Here is a 17,660-nt window from a genome sequence, read left to right as displayed (position 1 = left end):
GGTTGAACGCGGTAGGCAGACCGTTAAACCCTGTGATTTGTGACAAAGTCCGATAGAAATGTGAACTTGTCCGATAGGCTGGATGCTTTGTCCGATAGGAAACTAAATGAGTCCGATAGACTCGATAATTTGTTCGATAGCACCCCATTTTAGTCCAGAAGTCAGTTCGCCTGAGTCCAATAGGTATCAATTTCAGACCAAAATGCTGTCTGATAATCCCAATCTCCCTTTGTTAAATGCGCCAAAAGTACTGTTTTCTGAAGAGTGTGTCGAATTTTGTATACAGTTTAGGTCAATGGGAGTAGAATTTAATTAACATTTAAAATCCGAAAGGGCAAACCTGAGGAAATTCAGGGACGCAAAACTAGAGGGGCTAAGGTCATGATGGGGAATACACCGGAAATGATGATGCCAGCCAGTTACCGAAGATCGACCGGTTTATTGCTAGTCTTCGGAGTAGCTTTTTTTTGTTGGATTTTAATTTGTAAAAGACATGTTAAAACCAAGGGGGAATAGTGATGAAGAAAGCAATTTTGACTACCGCACTGGCGTTCACATTAAGTATGGGAACATCAGCATTTGCGGAAGAGAATGGGACAAGTACTTCTACTACCGAGGAACAAGGGGCAAATGTGGAAGTCACTGACAAAGTCGAAACAGTAACCAATCAGGAAACAGTCGTAGATTCAGAAAACACCGTTGAACCTGGAATGACGCCAGATAAATTTTTCTATACATTTGATCTTCTTATGGAAGATTTGAAGTTATTGGTGACGTTTGACTCACAGAAGGAGGCCGAGCTGCTCCTTCAATTTGCCCAAGAGCGATTAGCGGAAGCAGAAGCGATGACAGCAGAGGAAAAGAAATCTTTTGTCGAGCAGGCGGTGACAGATTATCTTGCATTGCTTGAAGAGGCAGGAGATAAGGTGACAGAGGTTATCACAGATGAAAGTGTAGCGGGTGAGGCAAAAGATGAGCTCACGAATGTTTTGGAAGAAACGACGGTTGTAACGGATGAGGTTACTGATCAGCTTGATCCAGAACAACAAGAAGACGTGGCCACGAAAACAGATCAAGCCTTATTAGTTGCGCAAGTGGTACAAGGATTTGACGTGGAGATTGTGAAGAAGTTAAGACAAGAAGAATTAGGCTACGGACAAATTGCCCAAATTATATCATTATCCAATATTAGTGGAAAATCGATAGAAGAGGTTACTAAGTTATTAGAAGAATCAGGTTTTGGTCAAGTCATGAAGGAGCTTGATATTAATATCCACCAATTGAAGCAGCAAAGGCTTGTCCAAAAAATAGGCTCTCTAGAAGCATCATTGGAATCAGCACAAGCCAGTGGAGACACAAAAACTCTCGCAAAGCTTGAAAGACAATTAAACACATTAAAAAAGAAAAATGATCGATTTTTAGCGGCAGCTGGTACATCTGAACAGGAGGAAACGCCTGACAGCGAAAAGTCCAGCGAAGAAGGTACCACAACAACGGAGGAAACACCTGTAAGTGAAAAGTCCAGCGATGAAGATACCACAAAAACAGACGAGACAGTAAACGAAGCTTCAGTTTTAACAAGTGCGGAAGAGGTAAAAGGAAGTATTACAAAGACCGTAACAACAGCGGCGATTTCTAATCAAAAGGCGAAAGGCCACCAGCCGACAACACTGGCATCTTCAGGAAAAAAAGAAATGGCTGAGTCAAGTAAGAAGGAAGATATACAAGTCGTTGCGACTGCCAACAAGGTAGCGAAAGGTCAAGAAAAGCGTGATGAAGGTAAAAAAGAAGCAACGAAAAAAAATGAGGTAATCATAAAGAAAGAATCAAAAAAGCAAGCGGAAGTTCAAAAAGAAGAAACAAAGAAAAGTGAAGTAGTTCAAAAAGAAGAATCAAAGAAAACCGAAGTAACTCAAAAAGAAGAACCAAAGAAAAATGAAGAATCCAAAAAAGAAAAGCAAAAAGAGGAGCAAACGGATGCTACGGAAGCTGAAAGCAGTAAGGAAGAGGCAGAAGAAGTGAAGTCCGAAAAGCAAGAACCTGTTGAACAGAAAGAAAAAGGAAATCAAGACAACGGCAAAAATGAAGATGCTCATGAAAACAAAGGAAACGGAAAATCAGAAGAGAAAAAAGGGAAAAAGTAAATGTACTTCAAAGAGTAGTGGGTCTTGCCGCTACTCTTTTTTTAAAAGATAAGAAAGTATAACATTTTCGGACTTCGAAAATTTTCCAGCGCAAGCGTCCTAGCCCCGACGTACAGGATGTACTAGTGTCGACAATGCGACAGGACGCCCGAGCCCTTGTCGACCTCGAGGTCAAATGTTCGCCAGCCAAAAAGTCAAAGAACGACTTTCCGGCTGGCGAAGCATTTGCTTGTCGGGGCTGATCAAGGCGCTTGCGCTTTTCTTTGGAATTTGTTAGATCTATTTACATTCTAGGAAAATAGTTTCATTTCCGTTAAATTTGTTATTAATTTCTGTACTTTTATACTATTAAAATAATATTCTGTTAAAATAGTCTTTGGTTCGACAAAAAATCTAAACTTCTAGAAGAAAGAGGTAGAATGAATGTTACGTAAATACCGTAAACAATTAATTAGTGTGGCTTTGACTTCTGCGCTTGCAGTCGGGGCTTTTGCAGCGCCATTCAGTACTACATTTGTACAAGCTGAAACGAACAATATTAAGGTGCAACTTTTAGGTGTTAATGACTTACATGGTCAACTAGACTATAAAGAATCTTTCGATTTAGATAAAGATGGAAAAAAGGAAACGCCAGTTGGTGGAATTGAATTTTTAGCGGCGTATTTAAAAGAAGCTGAAAAAACAAATCCGAATACATTAATCGTTCATTCCGGGGATATGGTTGGAGGAAGCCCGCTGATTTCCGCTTCTTTCCAAGATGAGCCAACGATTGAAATTTTAGAGGCGATCGGATTCGATGCGGGAACACTTGGTAACCATGAGTTTGACGAAGGGATAGCAGAATTACTTCGTATGGTTAAAGGTGGCGAGCATGCGAAAGGAACAAAGAACTATGACGGTATTAATTTCCCAATGATCTCGGCAAACGTGTATGACAAATCGACTGGAAAGCTAATCTTAGATCCTTATGCGATTAAGGAAATTGGCGGAGCTAAAATTGGTTTTATTGGCGTAACGACTCAAGAAACTCCATCGATGATCGTTCAAACTGGAAATGAAAACCTTCAAATTACCGATGAAGTAGAAGCAATTAATAAGTACGCAAAGGAATTAAAGGATAAAGGCATTCAAGCAATCGTTGTGTTAGCTCATAATCCAACATGGCAAGATAACAATAATTCCGAATTTGATGCAGGGGCAATGGCAGAAAAAATGGACGATGCAGTGGACGTCATTTTTGCGGCTCATAACCATGTAGAAGTGAATAAAGTAGTCGACAATAAATTAATTGTTCAAGCTCAATCTTATGCAAAGGCTTTTTCTGATGTGGATTTAGAAATTGACCCAGCGACAGGAGATATTGTTAAAAAAGAAGCGAAAGTTCATCAAGTCTTTCAAAATGTTTATGAGGCAGATCCAACAGTTAAAGAGATTTTAACCAAATATGAAAATGAAGTAAAAGCGATTAAAGAGCAAGTTTTTGGTGAAACAACGATTGAGATGACTGGAAAATATCCGAGTCGTGGACCAGTCGGTGACCATGGAATTGGAAATATGATTGCTGATGGCATGAAAGCATCTATGAATGCTGACTTCGCTCTTATGAATGGTGGAGGCGTACGTGCGGGTATCGACAAAGGGCCGATCACATTAGGTGACCTATTCACGGTGCAGCCATTTGGAAACACACTTAACAAAGTCAGCTTAACAGGTGCGGAATTAAGAACCGTTTTAAATGCACAAATTGACCCAGTTAAAGGATTAGACTTCCAAATCGCAGGTTTCAAGTACACTTGGAATGGTAAAACAAATAAAATTGTCGATATCATGTTCCCGGACGGTAAGAAAATTGATGAAAGCAAAGAGTACACGGTGGTTGTAAACAACTATATGTACGGAAACGCGAAATACCGTATTGGCGAATTAGCTGGATTTAAGTTTGAACAGGGCGTTGACGATCTTCAAGCATCTATCGATTATGTAAAATCATTAAAAGGGCCTATCGAATATAAAGCAGAAGGTCGTATTAGTGAAGTAACTGTAACGTATCCTGCATTTACGGATGTGAAAGCTGGATCGTGGTCAGCTGAGTATATTAAACAGCTTCAGGAGCTTGAAATTGTAACGGGTACAAGTGCAACAACCTTCTCTCCAGGTAAAAATGTATCACGTTCACAATTTGCTTCCATGCTTGTTCGTTCTCTAGGATTAACAACATCTGAAACTAGTAAATTTACTGATTTAGGTAATCTATCTGCAACCGTAAAAGCAGAAGTAGCAGCTGCAGCAGCAAACGGGATTGTATCTGGTAAAACAGACACGACATTTGAACCATTAAAGCCAATTACACGTGCAGAAATGGCAACGATGTTAGTTCGTGCCTACAATTTAAAGAACAAAACGGAATACAAAGCGAAGGAAACTACTTTCACTGACATCGGTGGCTTAAATGAAGAAATGAAAAACGCAGTCGCTTCTGCTGGGGAACTTGGCTTTGTTAACGGCTTTGACGCAGCAGGAACACAATTCAAACCAAGCAACACAACGACTCGTGCCGAAGCAGCAAAAGTAGTGGGCTTATTTTTACAACCCAAAAAACAATAATAGATAAAAAGGTTGAGAGCATCGCTCTTGGCCTTTTTTCAATAATATAACTTTTTTGGACTTCGAAAATTGTCCAGCTCCAGCGCCTAGCCCCTCGAGGTCAAATGGCGCCCCAAAGATGAGGTTAAAGAGCAAACCTCCCCTTTGGGACGGCATTTGCTTGTCGGGGCTGATCAAGGCGCTTGCGCTTTTCTTCCTACCAATCTCCTATTTTCCAATTTCGACAGGTTTCGGGTGGAACGTGTCGTATGATTAATGCTACAATGTAGAAAAATGTAAAGTAGGAGGGACAAGCAGTTGTGAGGAGAATATTTTTTGTGAGTTTAATAGTTTTGTTGTTATTTCCGTTGTCGGGTTTGAAATCCGAGGCTGCTGTTACCTTTCGGGATGTGGCAACGGATTTTCGTGCGTATAAGGAGATTGCTTATTTGACAGAAGGGAAGATTGTCCAAGGGGATGGAAGCAATTTCTACCCATATCGTGAAGTGACACGGGCGGAAGCGATAGCGATGCTTGGACGGGCGATCGACTTAAACGGAACGAAGCGAGTGACTGATTTTTCAGATGTTCCAATGAATACCTTTGCTTCAGGTTATATCCAGTCAGCCGTGGAAAAACATATTATTACCGAATCGGGCACCTTTCATCCAAACCAGCCGATTAAAAGGGGAGAAATGGCTCTTTTTATCAGTCGGGCTTTTAGATATGAAGGCCAAGCAACAGAGATTGAAGCGGCTAACGAATTGAAGACAAGAGGAATTGCTTCAGGAATTTCCTCAACTGACTTCGGCTATAGCTTAAATATAAAGCGTGCCGACTTTGCTGTATTTTTAGCAAGAGCGATCAATTATCAATTACGTTCGATCACAGATATTACCTTTAGTGGAGAGCGATATGTGAAAGCAAGTGACCATCTGAATGTTCGAACAGGACCTTCGACTAGCTTTCAAAAGGTCGGCGAGCTTCTTCCAGGAACGAAAGTCGAGACAGCCTATGACGTAGGAAGCTGGACGTATATCAAAGCGGAACATGTGGAAGGACTTGTCCATCGGGATTATTTAGTAGAAAGTTCCACAACTACCCCACCAATAGATCAATCCTTAAGCTCCCAAGTGGTTATGATTGACCCTGGACATGGGGGAACGGACCCGGGAGCAATCGGATTTGGCTTACTTGAAAAAAATGTTGTTTTAGATACTGCCCTAGAGGTACAAACACTGTTGAAAAATACGCCAATTCAAATCAAGCTTACTCGAGAGACTGATGTTTTCCCTTCACTACGAGATCGTGTGAGTATGGCGAAGGCGGCAAAGGCCAATGCCTTCATTAGTATTCACGCCAATGCTTCCAACGGAAAAGCATCGGGGACAGAAACGTTTTACTATCGTTCTGCTGCAGTAAATCCGAATTGGGAAGACAGCAGTCTTTTAGCTTCCTTCATTCAAGAACGAATGGTTCAGGCTTGGAATCTACCAGACCGCGGGATTAAAAACGGAGACTTACATGTTCTTCGTGAAAACACGATGCCAGCTGTACTTGTAGAACTTGGTTTCATCGACCGAGCGACGGATAATGAGTATTTAAAATCTCCAGAATGGCGAAAAAAGGCGGCAGAAGCTATTTATTTCGGAATTCTCGATTACTACCAATCGAAAGGGTATGACGTCGAAGAATATTACGATTATCAAAATTTAGCAAGTGAGGAATAGATTTTAAAGTACCTTTTAAAATGAATATCTATTAAAATGAAGGAGTCTAGTTTTTATAGACTCCTATTTTTAAAGATAAGAATGTATAACGTTTTATGACTTTGAAAATTGTCTAGCTCCAGGCGCCATCGGCTCGAGGTCAAATGTTCACAGCCATGCAAATTCAAAGTACGACTTTGATGGCTGTGAAGCATTTGCTTGTCGCCGATAGGCGGGCGCCTTGCGCTTTTCTTATAAGGGAGACTTCAGCATGAATAAATGGTTATCAGCACTCCTCATTTTAGGTTTATTTTTCGGCATGTTGCCGGTATCGATACAGGCGGAATCAGGGACCGAGCAGGAACATATTGTTTTGGAATCTAATTCTGTACAAGATAGCGGTGATTTAGAGAAGTCCGCTCGCTATATTGTTTTTTTTGAAAAAGAAGTGGACACGAAGGCGATCGAGGATTTAGGTGGAAAGGTGATTCAAGAGTTCCCCTTGATCAAGGCCGCGACGGTCGAGGCTGGCCCAAACGAGGTGGTGGAGCTAAAACGATTGCCTTTTTTTCAAAAAATAGTGAAAGAAAATAAGGTGGAAGTGCAGGGGCAGAGTGTGCCGTGGGGGCATTCGAATTTGAATTTGCAGGCGAAGGAGCCATCGACTCTTACGGGTAAAGGGGTGAAGGTGGCGGTGATTGATACGGGTGTGGATATGGATCACCCGGATTTGGCGGTGAAGGGCGGAAAGTGTGTCCTTGATGAGATTGGTGCTTGTGACCGCTCGTATGATGATGAGGAGGGTCACGGGACGCATGTGGCTGGGATTATTGCGGCCCAGGACAACGGAATAGGGGTTGTCGGAATTGCGCCAGAGGCTGAGATTTATGCGGTGAAGTCGTTGGATGATGAAGGGACTGGGACGTCGACGACGATTATGGCGGGTATTCAGTGGGCGATTGATCATCAGATGGATATTATTAATTTAAGTTTGACGACACCTTATGAGGATTATGGCATTAAGCAAATGGTCGATAAGGCGTATAAGAGCGGCATTCTCGTGATTGCGGCTGCTGGTAATGTCGGGACAGCTTCAGGTTATGGAAATACGGTTCAGTATCCGGCGAAGTTTCCAAGTGTCATTGCGGTGGCGGCAACGAATCAGTTCAATGTCAGAATTCCGACCTCATCAACGGGAGAGGAAGTGGAGCTGGCTGCACCTGGGGACGCGATTTATAGTACGGTTTCGGGTGGCGGATATGGAACGATGCGAGGTACGTCAATGGCGGCACCGCATGTAGCAGGCTTGGCAGCGCTATATATGGAGAAATATCCAGATGCTTCGAATATTGAAATTCGCAAGAAGCTAGAAATGAATGCGAAGGATTTAGGTGTGCCTGGAAAGGATTCCTTCTATGGTGCAGGGTTGGCGCAAGCGGATACGACCGTGGATTCGAGTGAGGAATTGCCAGTTACGTATACAGCTGATGATAAGGGAACGATTCGTCTAAATCTGAAGTCTGTTCTTGAAAAATATGAAGCTTATAATCTTTATCGCTTTGATCGATTGATTATGGAGAAATCATCGGACGCTTCGGTGGTGGATTATGCAGGTCAAGGGCCTGTTTCTTATAGAGTTCATCCCGTTGAATACGGTGTGGAAAATCGTGATGTGGAGATTTCGATTGAGGTGGATGTAGCGGGTCCTTATTTTTCCGACATGAGTAATGAAGCTTGGTATAATCGTTATTTAACGTATTTATATTCGGAAAAAGTGATCAATGGCTATGGGGAAAATAAGATTAAGCCTGGTCAGCTCGTAACGAGGGCGGAAGCAGTGACGATGTTAGGGAGAGCGCTGAATTTGTCTGGAACGGCTCGACCTTCGCGCTTTAAGGATGTTGGTGCTGCGAGCTTTGCGTCGGGATACATTGAGTCAGCTGCTGACTTGGGGATCATTAAAGGGCGCCTTGATGGGACGTTCCATCCAGAGCAGCCAGTCACCCGTGCGGAAATGGCGATTTTGTTAGCGCGGGCATACGAGTTTGCGAATGTGAAGGATGTACGTTTTAGCGATGTGAAAAGCGGGATGGCAGGCTATAAAGAAATTCTTGAGCTGGCAGGAGCGCAGATTACTGAGGGATATCCGGATGGTACGTTTAGGCCTAGTGAGACGATGAATCGTGCGACATATGCTGTGTTTTTGGCGAAGGCGCGTCAAGAGGAGTTTAGATGAAAAAAATGGTCCAGAGCATTGAATGTGCTCTGGACCATTTTTAATTTATACAGTGGCTTTTGTAGTTTTTTTCCGTCTCACAATTTGCAGTAGCTGTGTAAATCCTTCTCTGTAAAAAACATAAATGCCGCCAGCGTAAAAAATTACTCCTAGTGGAACGAGGATGGCCAACTGCCATAACGAATACCATTCGGAAATGGGTGTGAAGGCTTTTAGTAAATAGATTGGAACAGCCATGATGACAGATGGCACAAGCACCCGCAAGAATAACTTCGCCAGTCTGAACCGTTCTTCGCGATCGAAGTCTTTATAGACGACAAACGTGGAAACGGCTAAGTAATATACTGAAACGAGCGAGCTCGTTAACGCAAGACCCGGGTAGCCAAATCGATCGACGAGCAGCCAGTTGAAAATCAAATTCAAGGCAATAGTTGTGACACTAATTCGGAAGACAATCGCCGTCTTACCGCGGGCATACATCGATTTTGACACGATGTACTGCATCCCTTGGGTAACGATCATCGGCAAATAATAGAGAAGCGCTAAATAGGCATTATGCGTATCTTCTGGTGTATATTTCCCACGCTCATAAACAAATGAAATCGCTTCTTCACCGACAAGTAGGAGTCCAACCGCGATCGGCATTAAGGTAACGAGGGAAATTTGCATCCCCATAAACACCGTTTGCTGAAACTTCTTATGGTCATCCACTTGCTCTGATAATAAAGTGAAAATAATCGCTGCCACAGTGGTTGCGTAAATCGCCTGCGGAATGCTGACGAGTAGGGACGCATTATTCAAATACGTAACGGCGCCATCACCAATGCCACTGGCAAAGCTTTTATTCACGAACATATTAATTTGGCCGACAACTGAATTTAATAGTGACGGGACTAGTAAAACAAGAAAGGCGCTGCGGAATGCTTTTTCCACACGTATGGTTGGCTCCCAGCGGTACCCCGTTTTAAATAAATAGATGAATTGAATAATCGTTCCTAATAAGGTTCCGAAAATAAACCCGTAAGCTAAGCTGTAAATTCCCCATTGTTCGGAGAAAAACAGGGCGAAAACGGCACCCATTAACGTGGCAACGAGCTTCGAAATTTGTGACGGTACAAATACGCGTCTGCCTTGCAAATACGATTCTAAAATTCCATTTAACGCAATGACACTCATAAACAAAAAGAAAAATTGCGTCAGGTCAACAGCGATTTCCTCTGTCTTCGGCGTCATATTTCCATAAATCAATTTTGCTAAGTCGCCTGCGAAAAAATAGCCTAAGAGAGAAACAACAATGAATAGGAGAACAGTCGCATTCATGACCCCATTGGCATTTCGTTCCGTTTCCTTCGGTGAATCTTTTCGATTTTTGACATACATAGGTAAAAAGACGTTGTTAAAGCCACCGGAAATCATCGCTAAAACTAAAGTAATAAACGGAAAAGCCAAGTTATAGCCGTCAGTCAGATCATTCGCACCAAACTGCCTCGCCATCACACTCTCCCGCAAAAAACCCGAAAGCTTCAACACAATCGCCAAGAGCGTAATCCAAATCGCCGTCTTCTTCAAACTAGCCATAAACCACTTCATCCTTTACCACTTTAAAGCACCGGGGGTCAGTCCCCCATCGCTTTAACGCGCTGGGGGACTGACCCCCGCCACGTTAACGTCCTAAAGCGCTTAAGTAAATTTCTTCGTATTTTTTTGCTGCGGCTAAATGGGAGTATTCTGCCTCGATTTTCGCACGGGCAGCAGCAGCCATTTCTTCGCCTCTCTCAGGGTTGTCTAGCAAGAAATTCATCGCATCAGACAATTGCTCCACATTTTTCTCTTCTACTAATAAGCCGTCCTTCTCTGGATCGACGATCTCCTTCAATCCGCCGACCGCACAAGCAATCAGTGGGGAACCAGATCCCATCGCCTCTAAAGCCGAAATCGACGTCGCTTCCTCAACCCCAGCGGAATACACACTCGGCACTAATACAACGTCACATAGGTTATAATAATCTCTTACTTTTTCATGAGGCACTGCACCGAGCAGCTCCACATTTTTCTCCAAACCATTTTCCTCAATGATTTTTTTAATCTCAGATAATGCTTCGCCACTTCCCGCATAAATCAACTTCGCATTCGGATGCTTGGCAAGAACGGCTGGTAGCGCTAACGCCGGATAAATAACACCATTCTTTTTCGTCAAACGTCGCGGACAGAAGAACACTTTATCGTCCTTATTGATTCCATATTTTTCGCGAAGGGCATCTTTTTTGTCCTTTTCAGGCTTAAAACTGTTAATATCGATGAAATTACGAATCGCAATCCCGTCAATCCCCGACATTTCCTTCACATATTCCTTCAAACGCGTATCAACCGTCACAATCTTCCGCGTCCCTTGATAAGCACGAACCTCAATATCCTGCATCGCCTTCGCCTCAGGACTATTCTCGATCACCGAGCCCTTACTCACCGCTTCAAACGCCATATACCCATGAACCGTCGACACCGTCGGGATTCCAGTCTCAAGCGCTGCAAGCGTTGTAAACGGATCCTGCGCATTAATAATGTCGTAATTTTTATGCTTATTCTTTTCAATAAGAGACTTTAACAAACGCTTGCGGACATGGTGACTCCACAGAATCCCTTGCCCCTTCTTCAACTTCTGAATCACAAAACTCGGCCCCTGCGCATACACCTTTCGCACCACAGGCGGCACATCCGTAAACGAAAGCACATCCACCTCATGGCCGCGCTCCTCAAGCCCAGCCTTCAACGTCGCCACATGTACAGATAACCCACCCGCATGCGGATAATCATAAGCGGTCGCAATCAAGATCTTCATCTTGACCCCTCCTTTAGTATGTATAAAGGCTTCCACTCGGTGAAAGCCTTTTTTTTTTGAAAAATTGGCCAGCTTGCCGGGTTCAGTGTGAGTGAACTTTAAAGCAAGCGCGGACCTAATGGTTTATTTTTACATAAAAAGCGAACAAATTGTGACAAAGTCCGATAGACTTGTGAACTTGTCCGATAGAACGTGATAAATGTCCGATAGACTAGGTTTAGAGTCCGATAGGCGGCTGAATTTGTCTGATAGACAAGTCCAGCGGCCAAAAAGTGGCTCGAATTTGTCCGATAGATAAGTTCAGTGACCAAAAAGTGGCTCGAATTTGTCTGATAGACAAGTCCAGCGGCCAAAAAGTGGCTCAAATTTGTCCGATAGATAAGTTCAGTGACCAAAAAGTGGCTCGAATTTGTCCGATAGATAAGTTCAGTGACCAAAAAGTGGCTCGAATTTGTCTGATAGACAAGTCCAGCGGCCAAAAAGTGGCTCGAATTTGTCCGATAGATAAGTTCAGTGACCAAAAAGTGGCTCGAATTTGTCTGATAGACAAGTCCAGCGGCCAAAAAGTGGCTCGAATTTGTCCAATAGATAAGTCTAGCGGCCAAAAGTTAGTCAAATTTATCCGATAAACTAGTTTTAGCCCCCTATAAAAAGCAAGCCTAAACGGAAAAACAAGTTTCGGCTGAAAAACTAAGTAGCCACCTGCTAAGACTCATCAACGCTCCTAGCGCAAAAAGTTCTCTTTCAACAAATCCACGTTGCGAACGGCTTTTTTTCGCATGCCTTCCGCATTCTTTTTGATGTTTTCGCTGTATTTGGCACGATTGTCGAGCAATTCGAAGCCATTTTGCGTTAGTGTGTCTACTTCCATCTCTTCTAGCACCGCAGAAAATTCCCACATGCCGCTACGCTTTAATAGACTTTCAACCTTTTTATCATAGCTTAACCCAATATGGGGAATTCCTAGCAGGGTTGAGTAGATTAATGCGTGCAAGCGCATTCCAATCGTCATTTGGCACTCACCAATAAAGTTCAAATATTGGTTCGGTGTGAACTTTGTGCCGAGAATTTGACATTTGTCGGCATGTTTCATATGCGCCAACACTTTTTCGCTTGCTTCATCATCGTGATGACCTTCCATTGGTACGAAAATCGGTGTCACACCGCGTTCTTCAATCCAGCTGTCCAAAATTTGTGCGACCTGCTCAAATTGTTTTATTTTTTCAAACCAAGGACGAACCGAAACGGCAACGAGATTGTCACGTCGCTCTAGGTTCAGGCTGTCGATACAAGCGGTGTCAGGCTTTTTCTTAAAAGCGAAGACGATGTCAGATGTTACGACTGTTTTCGGGCGAGTAACTCCAAGCTTCTCCAAATAATCCTTGGAATACTGATCGCGGACAGTAATAAAATCGGCCATATTAGCGAAAATCTTCATTAATATTTTTCCCCATGTAGAGGTCACTGGTCCAATCCCTTGTGAGAAGAACATGACCTTCGTCCCGCAAAGCTTCGCTAGGAAGACAATCAATAAATAGTACGGAAGTGGACCGAAAATAAAGCGGGTTGGGTACGTATCCTGCAGCAAACCGCCGCCACCGCTCACGAGCAAATCGGCTTCCTTTAAAGCACGAACCTTCCCTTTAAAATCATGGCGCCAACCGCGGTACACGGATTTTACATTATGGTCCTTTGCCGTTAGCTCCGGTGATAGGGAAAACACCGTTATATCTGGTTTGTCTAGATGATCACGTAAATTATCAACAATGGATTCCAAAATCGCTTCGTCACCAGTATTGCCGAGGCCATAGAATCCGGAAATGACTATTTTCAAGAAAAAAGCTCCTCCTTAAAAAATCAAAGGTATAAAATAAGGTGCCCACAGCTGTGTCGCACCACCAAACATTTTATCATTATCGACCCAACCATTCAATGTACAACTAAGCAAACTTCGACATTGATTGAGAAAAATGGGTGGAAACGACAATATGTGTTGGAAACTCAGGATATATTTGTTACCAATATGACAAACATTACATGGTCACATTTGTTACGCTTTTCCTCATCTAAACCTAAGCTACATATAGCTTTCTCCATCCATTAGCAAATCTATCAATCTACTCTTCGACAAATTTCACCGCCGCTTTGTTACCTCTCGTAAACTTTTTGTAATATAAACGTAAAATAACATTGGCGAATTTTCTGATAATATAAATCTTGTAAGTTTCATATTTCGATTCCGTTCGTGATAGATGAATAAAATTCTACATAGAGGTGACGTATGAAAAAGGCAATCTCGAGTCTCTTAATAACAACTTTGATGGTGATGATTTTACCATTTACATCAGCGCAAGCAGCATCACAACAAGAGGAAATAATCGCAACCGCTAAAGATTTATTAGGGGTAAAATACCAATATGGAGGAACAACTCCAAGTGGATTTGATTGTTCGGGATTCTTAGTCTACGTTTTTGGTAAAGCGGGCATCGACCTGCCAAGAAGATCAGCTGACCAATATCAGATTGGACAAGCGGTATCAAAAGCAGATCTAGAGCCAGGTGACTTAGTATTTTTCGGTAAATCAGGAATTACACACGCAGGTATGTACGTTGGCGACAATAAATTTATCAGCGCAACTTCAAGCCGCGGAATCAAAATTGACTCCTTAAGCGACAGCTACTGGGGACCAAAATATGTTGGTGCAAAGCGCGTTTTAGAAGTAAAAGTAGGCATATTTAAAGATCTTCCAGTCGATCACCCAGCATACGAGGCGATTGACCAACTAAGCAGCCAAAACATCATTAAAGGGCTTGCTAACAACACATTCGAACCAGAAAACCCTGTTACTCGCGGACAAGCAGCAGCAATCGTGAACCGAGTATTAAAATATGAACCAACGAATTTAGAATCTTTTGCTGACGTACCAGCGACTCACTCTTTTGCAAAAGACATTGCAGCGATGAAAGAATTAGGGATTATTAATGGGAAATCAGCTGATACCTTTGCTCCTGAAGATTTCATGACTCGTGCCGAAATGGCTGTTATCGTTGCTAGAGCATTCAAGCTATCGAACGACCAATATACAAAGGCTAGCGAAATCTACACAGACATTGCTCCTGGAACTTGGTACTACGATGCAACGATTGTTATGCATAATATCGACAAAACAGGCATCTTCAAAGGCGATCGCTTCCAAGCAACAAGCAAAGCGACACGCGCTGTATTCTCAGCGGCAATCTATAATTCTATTAATTTAAAATAATGATGTGAGAGACTAGGGGAAACCTAGTCTTTTTTGTTTGCATTAAACAATTGCCCGATTAGCCCAATATGGTCTGATCAAACTCTCAAATCTGTGACAAAGTCCGATAGAATTGTGAACTTGTCCCATAGAACGCCTAAAGTGTCCGATAGGCGCCGAGATTTGTCCGATAGCCGACACTTTCTGTCCGATAGATCGGTGCAATCGTTCGAAATAAGGCGAAATGGTGTCAGATGACGTTTATTTTTTAAAAAAATATGCCATTTTTGAAGGAGACGATGAGCTTTTTAAAGAAATAATCCAAATCAAACAATTGGAGGGATAAAAATGATCATCAATAAACATCCGCGGGCAACAAAAATGATCGTTTGTGAAGCTTTATCAAGGAGAATCATCCCGCATCATCCTAAAATAGGTATCATTAAAGACGATTTAGCGGCGGAAATTTCAGGACATAAAGGAGAACAAAGTTTAGACTACTATCTAGAGCCATTATCTGAAAAAAGGTATCAAATTCTGCACGGACTTCGCCTACCAAACGGGCAGCGCTTCTTCCAAATCGACTCTCTTGTCATTTCCCCAAACTTTATTCTCCCGATCGAGGCAAAAAATCATACAGGTACCATTTATTTAGATTCAGATTTTAACCAAATGATTCAAGAAAAACCGGATTATAAAAAAGTATGGCCAGACCCCGTATTACAAGTGGAACGGCAGCAATGGGAGCTCCGAAAATGGCTGCAAACCCACCGTTTTCCAAGCATCCCAATCGTGCCTCTCGTCGCTTTTACAAATAAAAATTGTCTCCTAACCACCGCACCGGGAAACGAAAAAATCTACGAGAAAGTATGCAAACCCGGTGATCTGTTCAACCGAGTGAACCAATTGGAGAAACAATTCCAAGAAGAAAAATACTGCCCGAAAACCATTGGGAAACTCACTCGTCTCCTTTTAAAAAAACACACCCCTCACACGGCAAGTTCAATCCTAGCCCAATACAACATAACTAGTAGCGATATTCTTACCGGAGCCCAGTGTCCAAATTGTTTCAAAATTCCTATGAGTTACTATAGAGGAACTTGGATTTGCCCGATTTGTCGTACACAATCGGAAGTTGCCCACATACAAGCCATTCACGATTACTTTCTTCTCATCAAACCAACGATAACCAATATAGAACTCCGACAATTCCTCCACCTCCCAAACGAAAAGGCGGCCCAGAGGATCTTAATTTCATTAAAGCTACCTTTTTTTGGAGACAAGAGATGGCGGGTTTATCATGCTAATGGGGTGGACATTCTGGGGTTGTAGTTCGATTGCCTTATATTTTGCTTGATAAACTTTGTATGGTTATATTGCCTTGGTATGCTGCCTGATAAACTTAGTAAAGTTCAATACCTTTAATGTGCTTGCCAGATCTGATCAAACCCTCAAATTTGTGACAAAGTCCGATAGAATTGTAAACTTGTCCGATAGAACGCCGAAACTGTCCGATAGGCGCCGATATTTGTCCGATAGCCGACACTATTTGTCCGATAGAAAGCAAACACAGTTCAAAAGCCCAAATATATCACCACAGAAATTTGCTTTTATCCCAAAAAGGGTCGCTAAAAAGGTGTATATACTTCATTAATAAGATAAATGCACGTAATACGCTTCACTTTTCGAAAAACCACCACCAAAAACTGGCCAATTTTCCCGCCATATAAAATGAAACAATTCCACCCTACCTATCGTCAACTAACTAAAGAGGTGTGTATAACATGAAACTTTGGGGGATTTTAATTTTCTTCGCACTAATACTTACGCTTCAAGGCTGCGGCTCATCAAATACATCGATCTCAGATAGGAAAATCACTAATTCATCGATTCCAGAGAATGCAAGGATCATCCAATCGGTGGATGAGGACCGGATTCTTGTCGGTGCCACTTTCTATAAAATTAGCAACCAAACGAAACTGAAATCGACCACAGGGAAGCGTATTACAACGGGGGATCTAAAACCTGGTGACATCATCACCCTAAAGGATAAGGGTTATGTCATGGAATCCTTTCCAGCGCAAGGGGGAGCAGTGAAAATAACATTGCATGATGACAGCCGAAGCACGGAAATCAGTAAGGGTATCCGTTACATCCTCAATAATCAACAAATGGGTGACATCATCGACCTGCATTTCCACCAACTAAATGGTGACCAACTGACCATTCGTTTTTATGAATGGGCCATTCATGGAAAAAAATACGAGGCCACCGTAAACTTGAAAACGATGGAGATGAAGGTTATCGAAATCGAAAATGAGGAAGCTAAAAAAATCAAAGAACAGCAGGAGAAAATGGCGGAAAATCGTCGAGACGCCACCTACGCAGGATACATTACAAAGATCCTTCCAAATGGTTTGCGGATTAATCGAATCGATTTCACTTTCGATTCATCTATCTATTTTCAAAATCAAAATCAGCAAAAGCTGACACAACAAGATTTTAAAGTCGGTACCTTTGTAAAAGCCTACTATTCTGGCAAAGCAGAGGGAGGTTTTCCTTTGAAGTCGACTCTTTACGGACTCGAACGGCTAACAAACGAGGAAAATCCAATCATTACTAATTGGATCCGCACCCAAACAGAATTTATCGAGCCAGTTATCATGGATTTCTATATCGATCTAGACAACTCTTATAATTTTAAAATACTCGACCTAGGACAATCGAGAGAATTCCTTTATTTAGTCGAGTTGGACCTTGAGACGGGGGGACATACGATTGAAAGAATTCCTAATAAATAGCGTGCGTACAGTTGAATTTGTGACAAAGTCCGATAGAGCTGTGAACTTGTCCGATAGAACGCCTAAAATGTCCGATAGGCGCCGCGATCTGTCCGATAGCTGCGACCTTT

At 42.4% G+C, this 17,660-nt stretch carries 10 protein-coding genes and 1 riboswitch; of the genes, 7 read left to right on the top strand and 3 right to left on the bottom strand.

Going from position 1 to position 17,660, the window contains the following annotated elements:
* Window positions 1-323 precede the first annotated feature (323 nt).
* Window positions 324-427, top strand: a riboswitch (cyclic di-GMP riboswitch).
* A gap of 91 nt (window positions 428-518) precedes the next feature.
* From ACFSO7_RS22585 to ACFSO7_RS22570, 4 genes are all read left to right on the top strand, one after another.
* Window positions 519-2,144 carry a DUF5667 domain-containing protein gene (locus ACFSO7_RS22585; RefSeq protein WP_377879710.1) on the top strand — a complete coding sequence of 542 codons (1,626 nt, stop codon included), beginning with the start codon at window positions 519-521 and terminating at the stop codon, window positions 2,142-2,144.
* A 423-nt stretch (window positions 2,145-2,567) separates the two neighbouring features.
* Window positions 2,568-4,748, top strand: a complete 2,181-nt coding sequence (locus tag ACFSO7_RS22580) for a 5'-nucleotidase C-terminal domain-containing protein (protein ID WP_377879709.1) — start codon at window positions 2,568-2,570, stop codon at window positions 4,746-4,748.
* 317 nt (window positions 4,749-5,065) lie between these two features.
* Window positions 5,066-6,457 (top strand): N-acetylmuramoyl-L-alanine amidase, encoded by a 1,392-nt coding sequence (locus ACFSO7_RS22575; RefSeq protein WP_377879708.1) that lies wholly within the window; start codon window positions 5,066-5,068, stop codon window positions 6,455-6,457.
* Window positions 6,458-7,052: 595 nt separating this feature from the next.
* A complete protein-coding gene (locus ACFSO7_RS22570) occupies window positions 7,053-8,672 on the top strand; it encodes a S8 family peptidase (RefSeq protein WP_377879707.1) in 1,620 nt (539 codons plus the stop codon).
* A gap of 45 nt (window positions 8,673-8,717) precedes the next feature.
* Here ACFSO7_RS22570 and murJ read toward each other — a convergent pair whose 3' ends face one another.
* From murJ to csaB, 3 genes are all read right to left on the bottom strand, one after another.
* Window positions 8,718-10,250, bottom strand: coding sequence for a murein biosynthesis integral membrane protein MurJ (murJ, locus tag ACFSO7_RS22565; protein ID WP_377879706.1), 1,533 nt, complete (start codon window positions 10,248-10,250; stop codon window positions 8,718-8,720).
* An 85-nt stretch (window positions 10,251-10,335) separates the two neighbouring features.
* Entirely contained in the window at window positions 10,336-11,508 is a 1,173-nt protein-coding gene (locus tag ACFSO7_RS22560; protein WP_377879705.1) for a glycosyltransferase family 4 protein, read from the bottom strand.
* Between the two features lie 724 nt (window positions 11,509-12,232).
* Window positions 12,233-13,342 carry a polysaccharide pyruvyl transferase CsaB gene (gene csaB, locus ACFSO7_RS22555; RefSeq protein WP_377879704.1) on the bottom strand — a complete coding sequence of 370 codons (1,110 nt, stop codon included), beginning with the start codon at window positions 13,340-13,342 and terminating at the stop codon, window positions 12,233-12,235.
* A gap of 492 nt (window positions 13,343-13,834) precedes the next feature.
* On the opposite strand from csaB, the gene ACFSO7_RS22550 reads away from it, so the two are divergent.
* From ACFSO7_RS22550 to ACFSO7_RS22540, 3 genes are all read left to right on the top strand, one after another.
* Window positions 13,835-14,770 carry a C40 family peptidase gene (locus ACFSO7_RS22550; protein ID WP_377879703.1) on the top strand — a complete coding sequence of 312 codons (936 nt, stop codon included), beginning with the start codon at window positions 13,835-13,837 and terminating at the stop codon, window positions 14,768-14,770.
* A gap of 327 nt (window positions 14,771-15,097) precedes the next feature.
* Complete coding sequence (locus ACFSO7_RS22545) at window positions 15,098-16,081, top strand: nuclease-related domain-containing protein (protein ID WP_377879702.1); 984 nt, start codon at window positions 15,098-15,100, stop codon at window positions 16,079-16,081.
* Window positions 16,082-16,533: 452 nt separating this feature from the next.
* A complete protein-coding gene (locus ACFSO7_RS22540; protein WP_377879701.1) occupies window positions 16,534-17,550 on the top strand; it encodes a hypothetical protein in 1,017 nt (338 codons plus the stop codon).
* The last annotated feature ends 110 nt before the right edge of the window (window positions 17,551-17,660 follow it).

This window comes from Bacillus sp. CGMCC 1.16607, from assembly GCF_042683745.1.
Taxonomy (GTDB): domain Bacteria; phylum Bacillota; class Bacilli; order Bacillales; family Cytobacillaceae; genus Pseudoneobacillus.
This window is presented reverse-complemented; position numbering and strand designations above follow the sequence as displayed.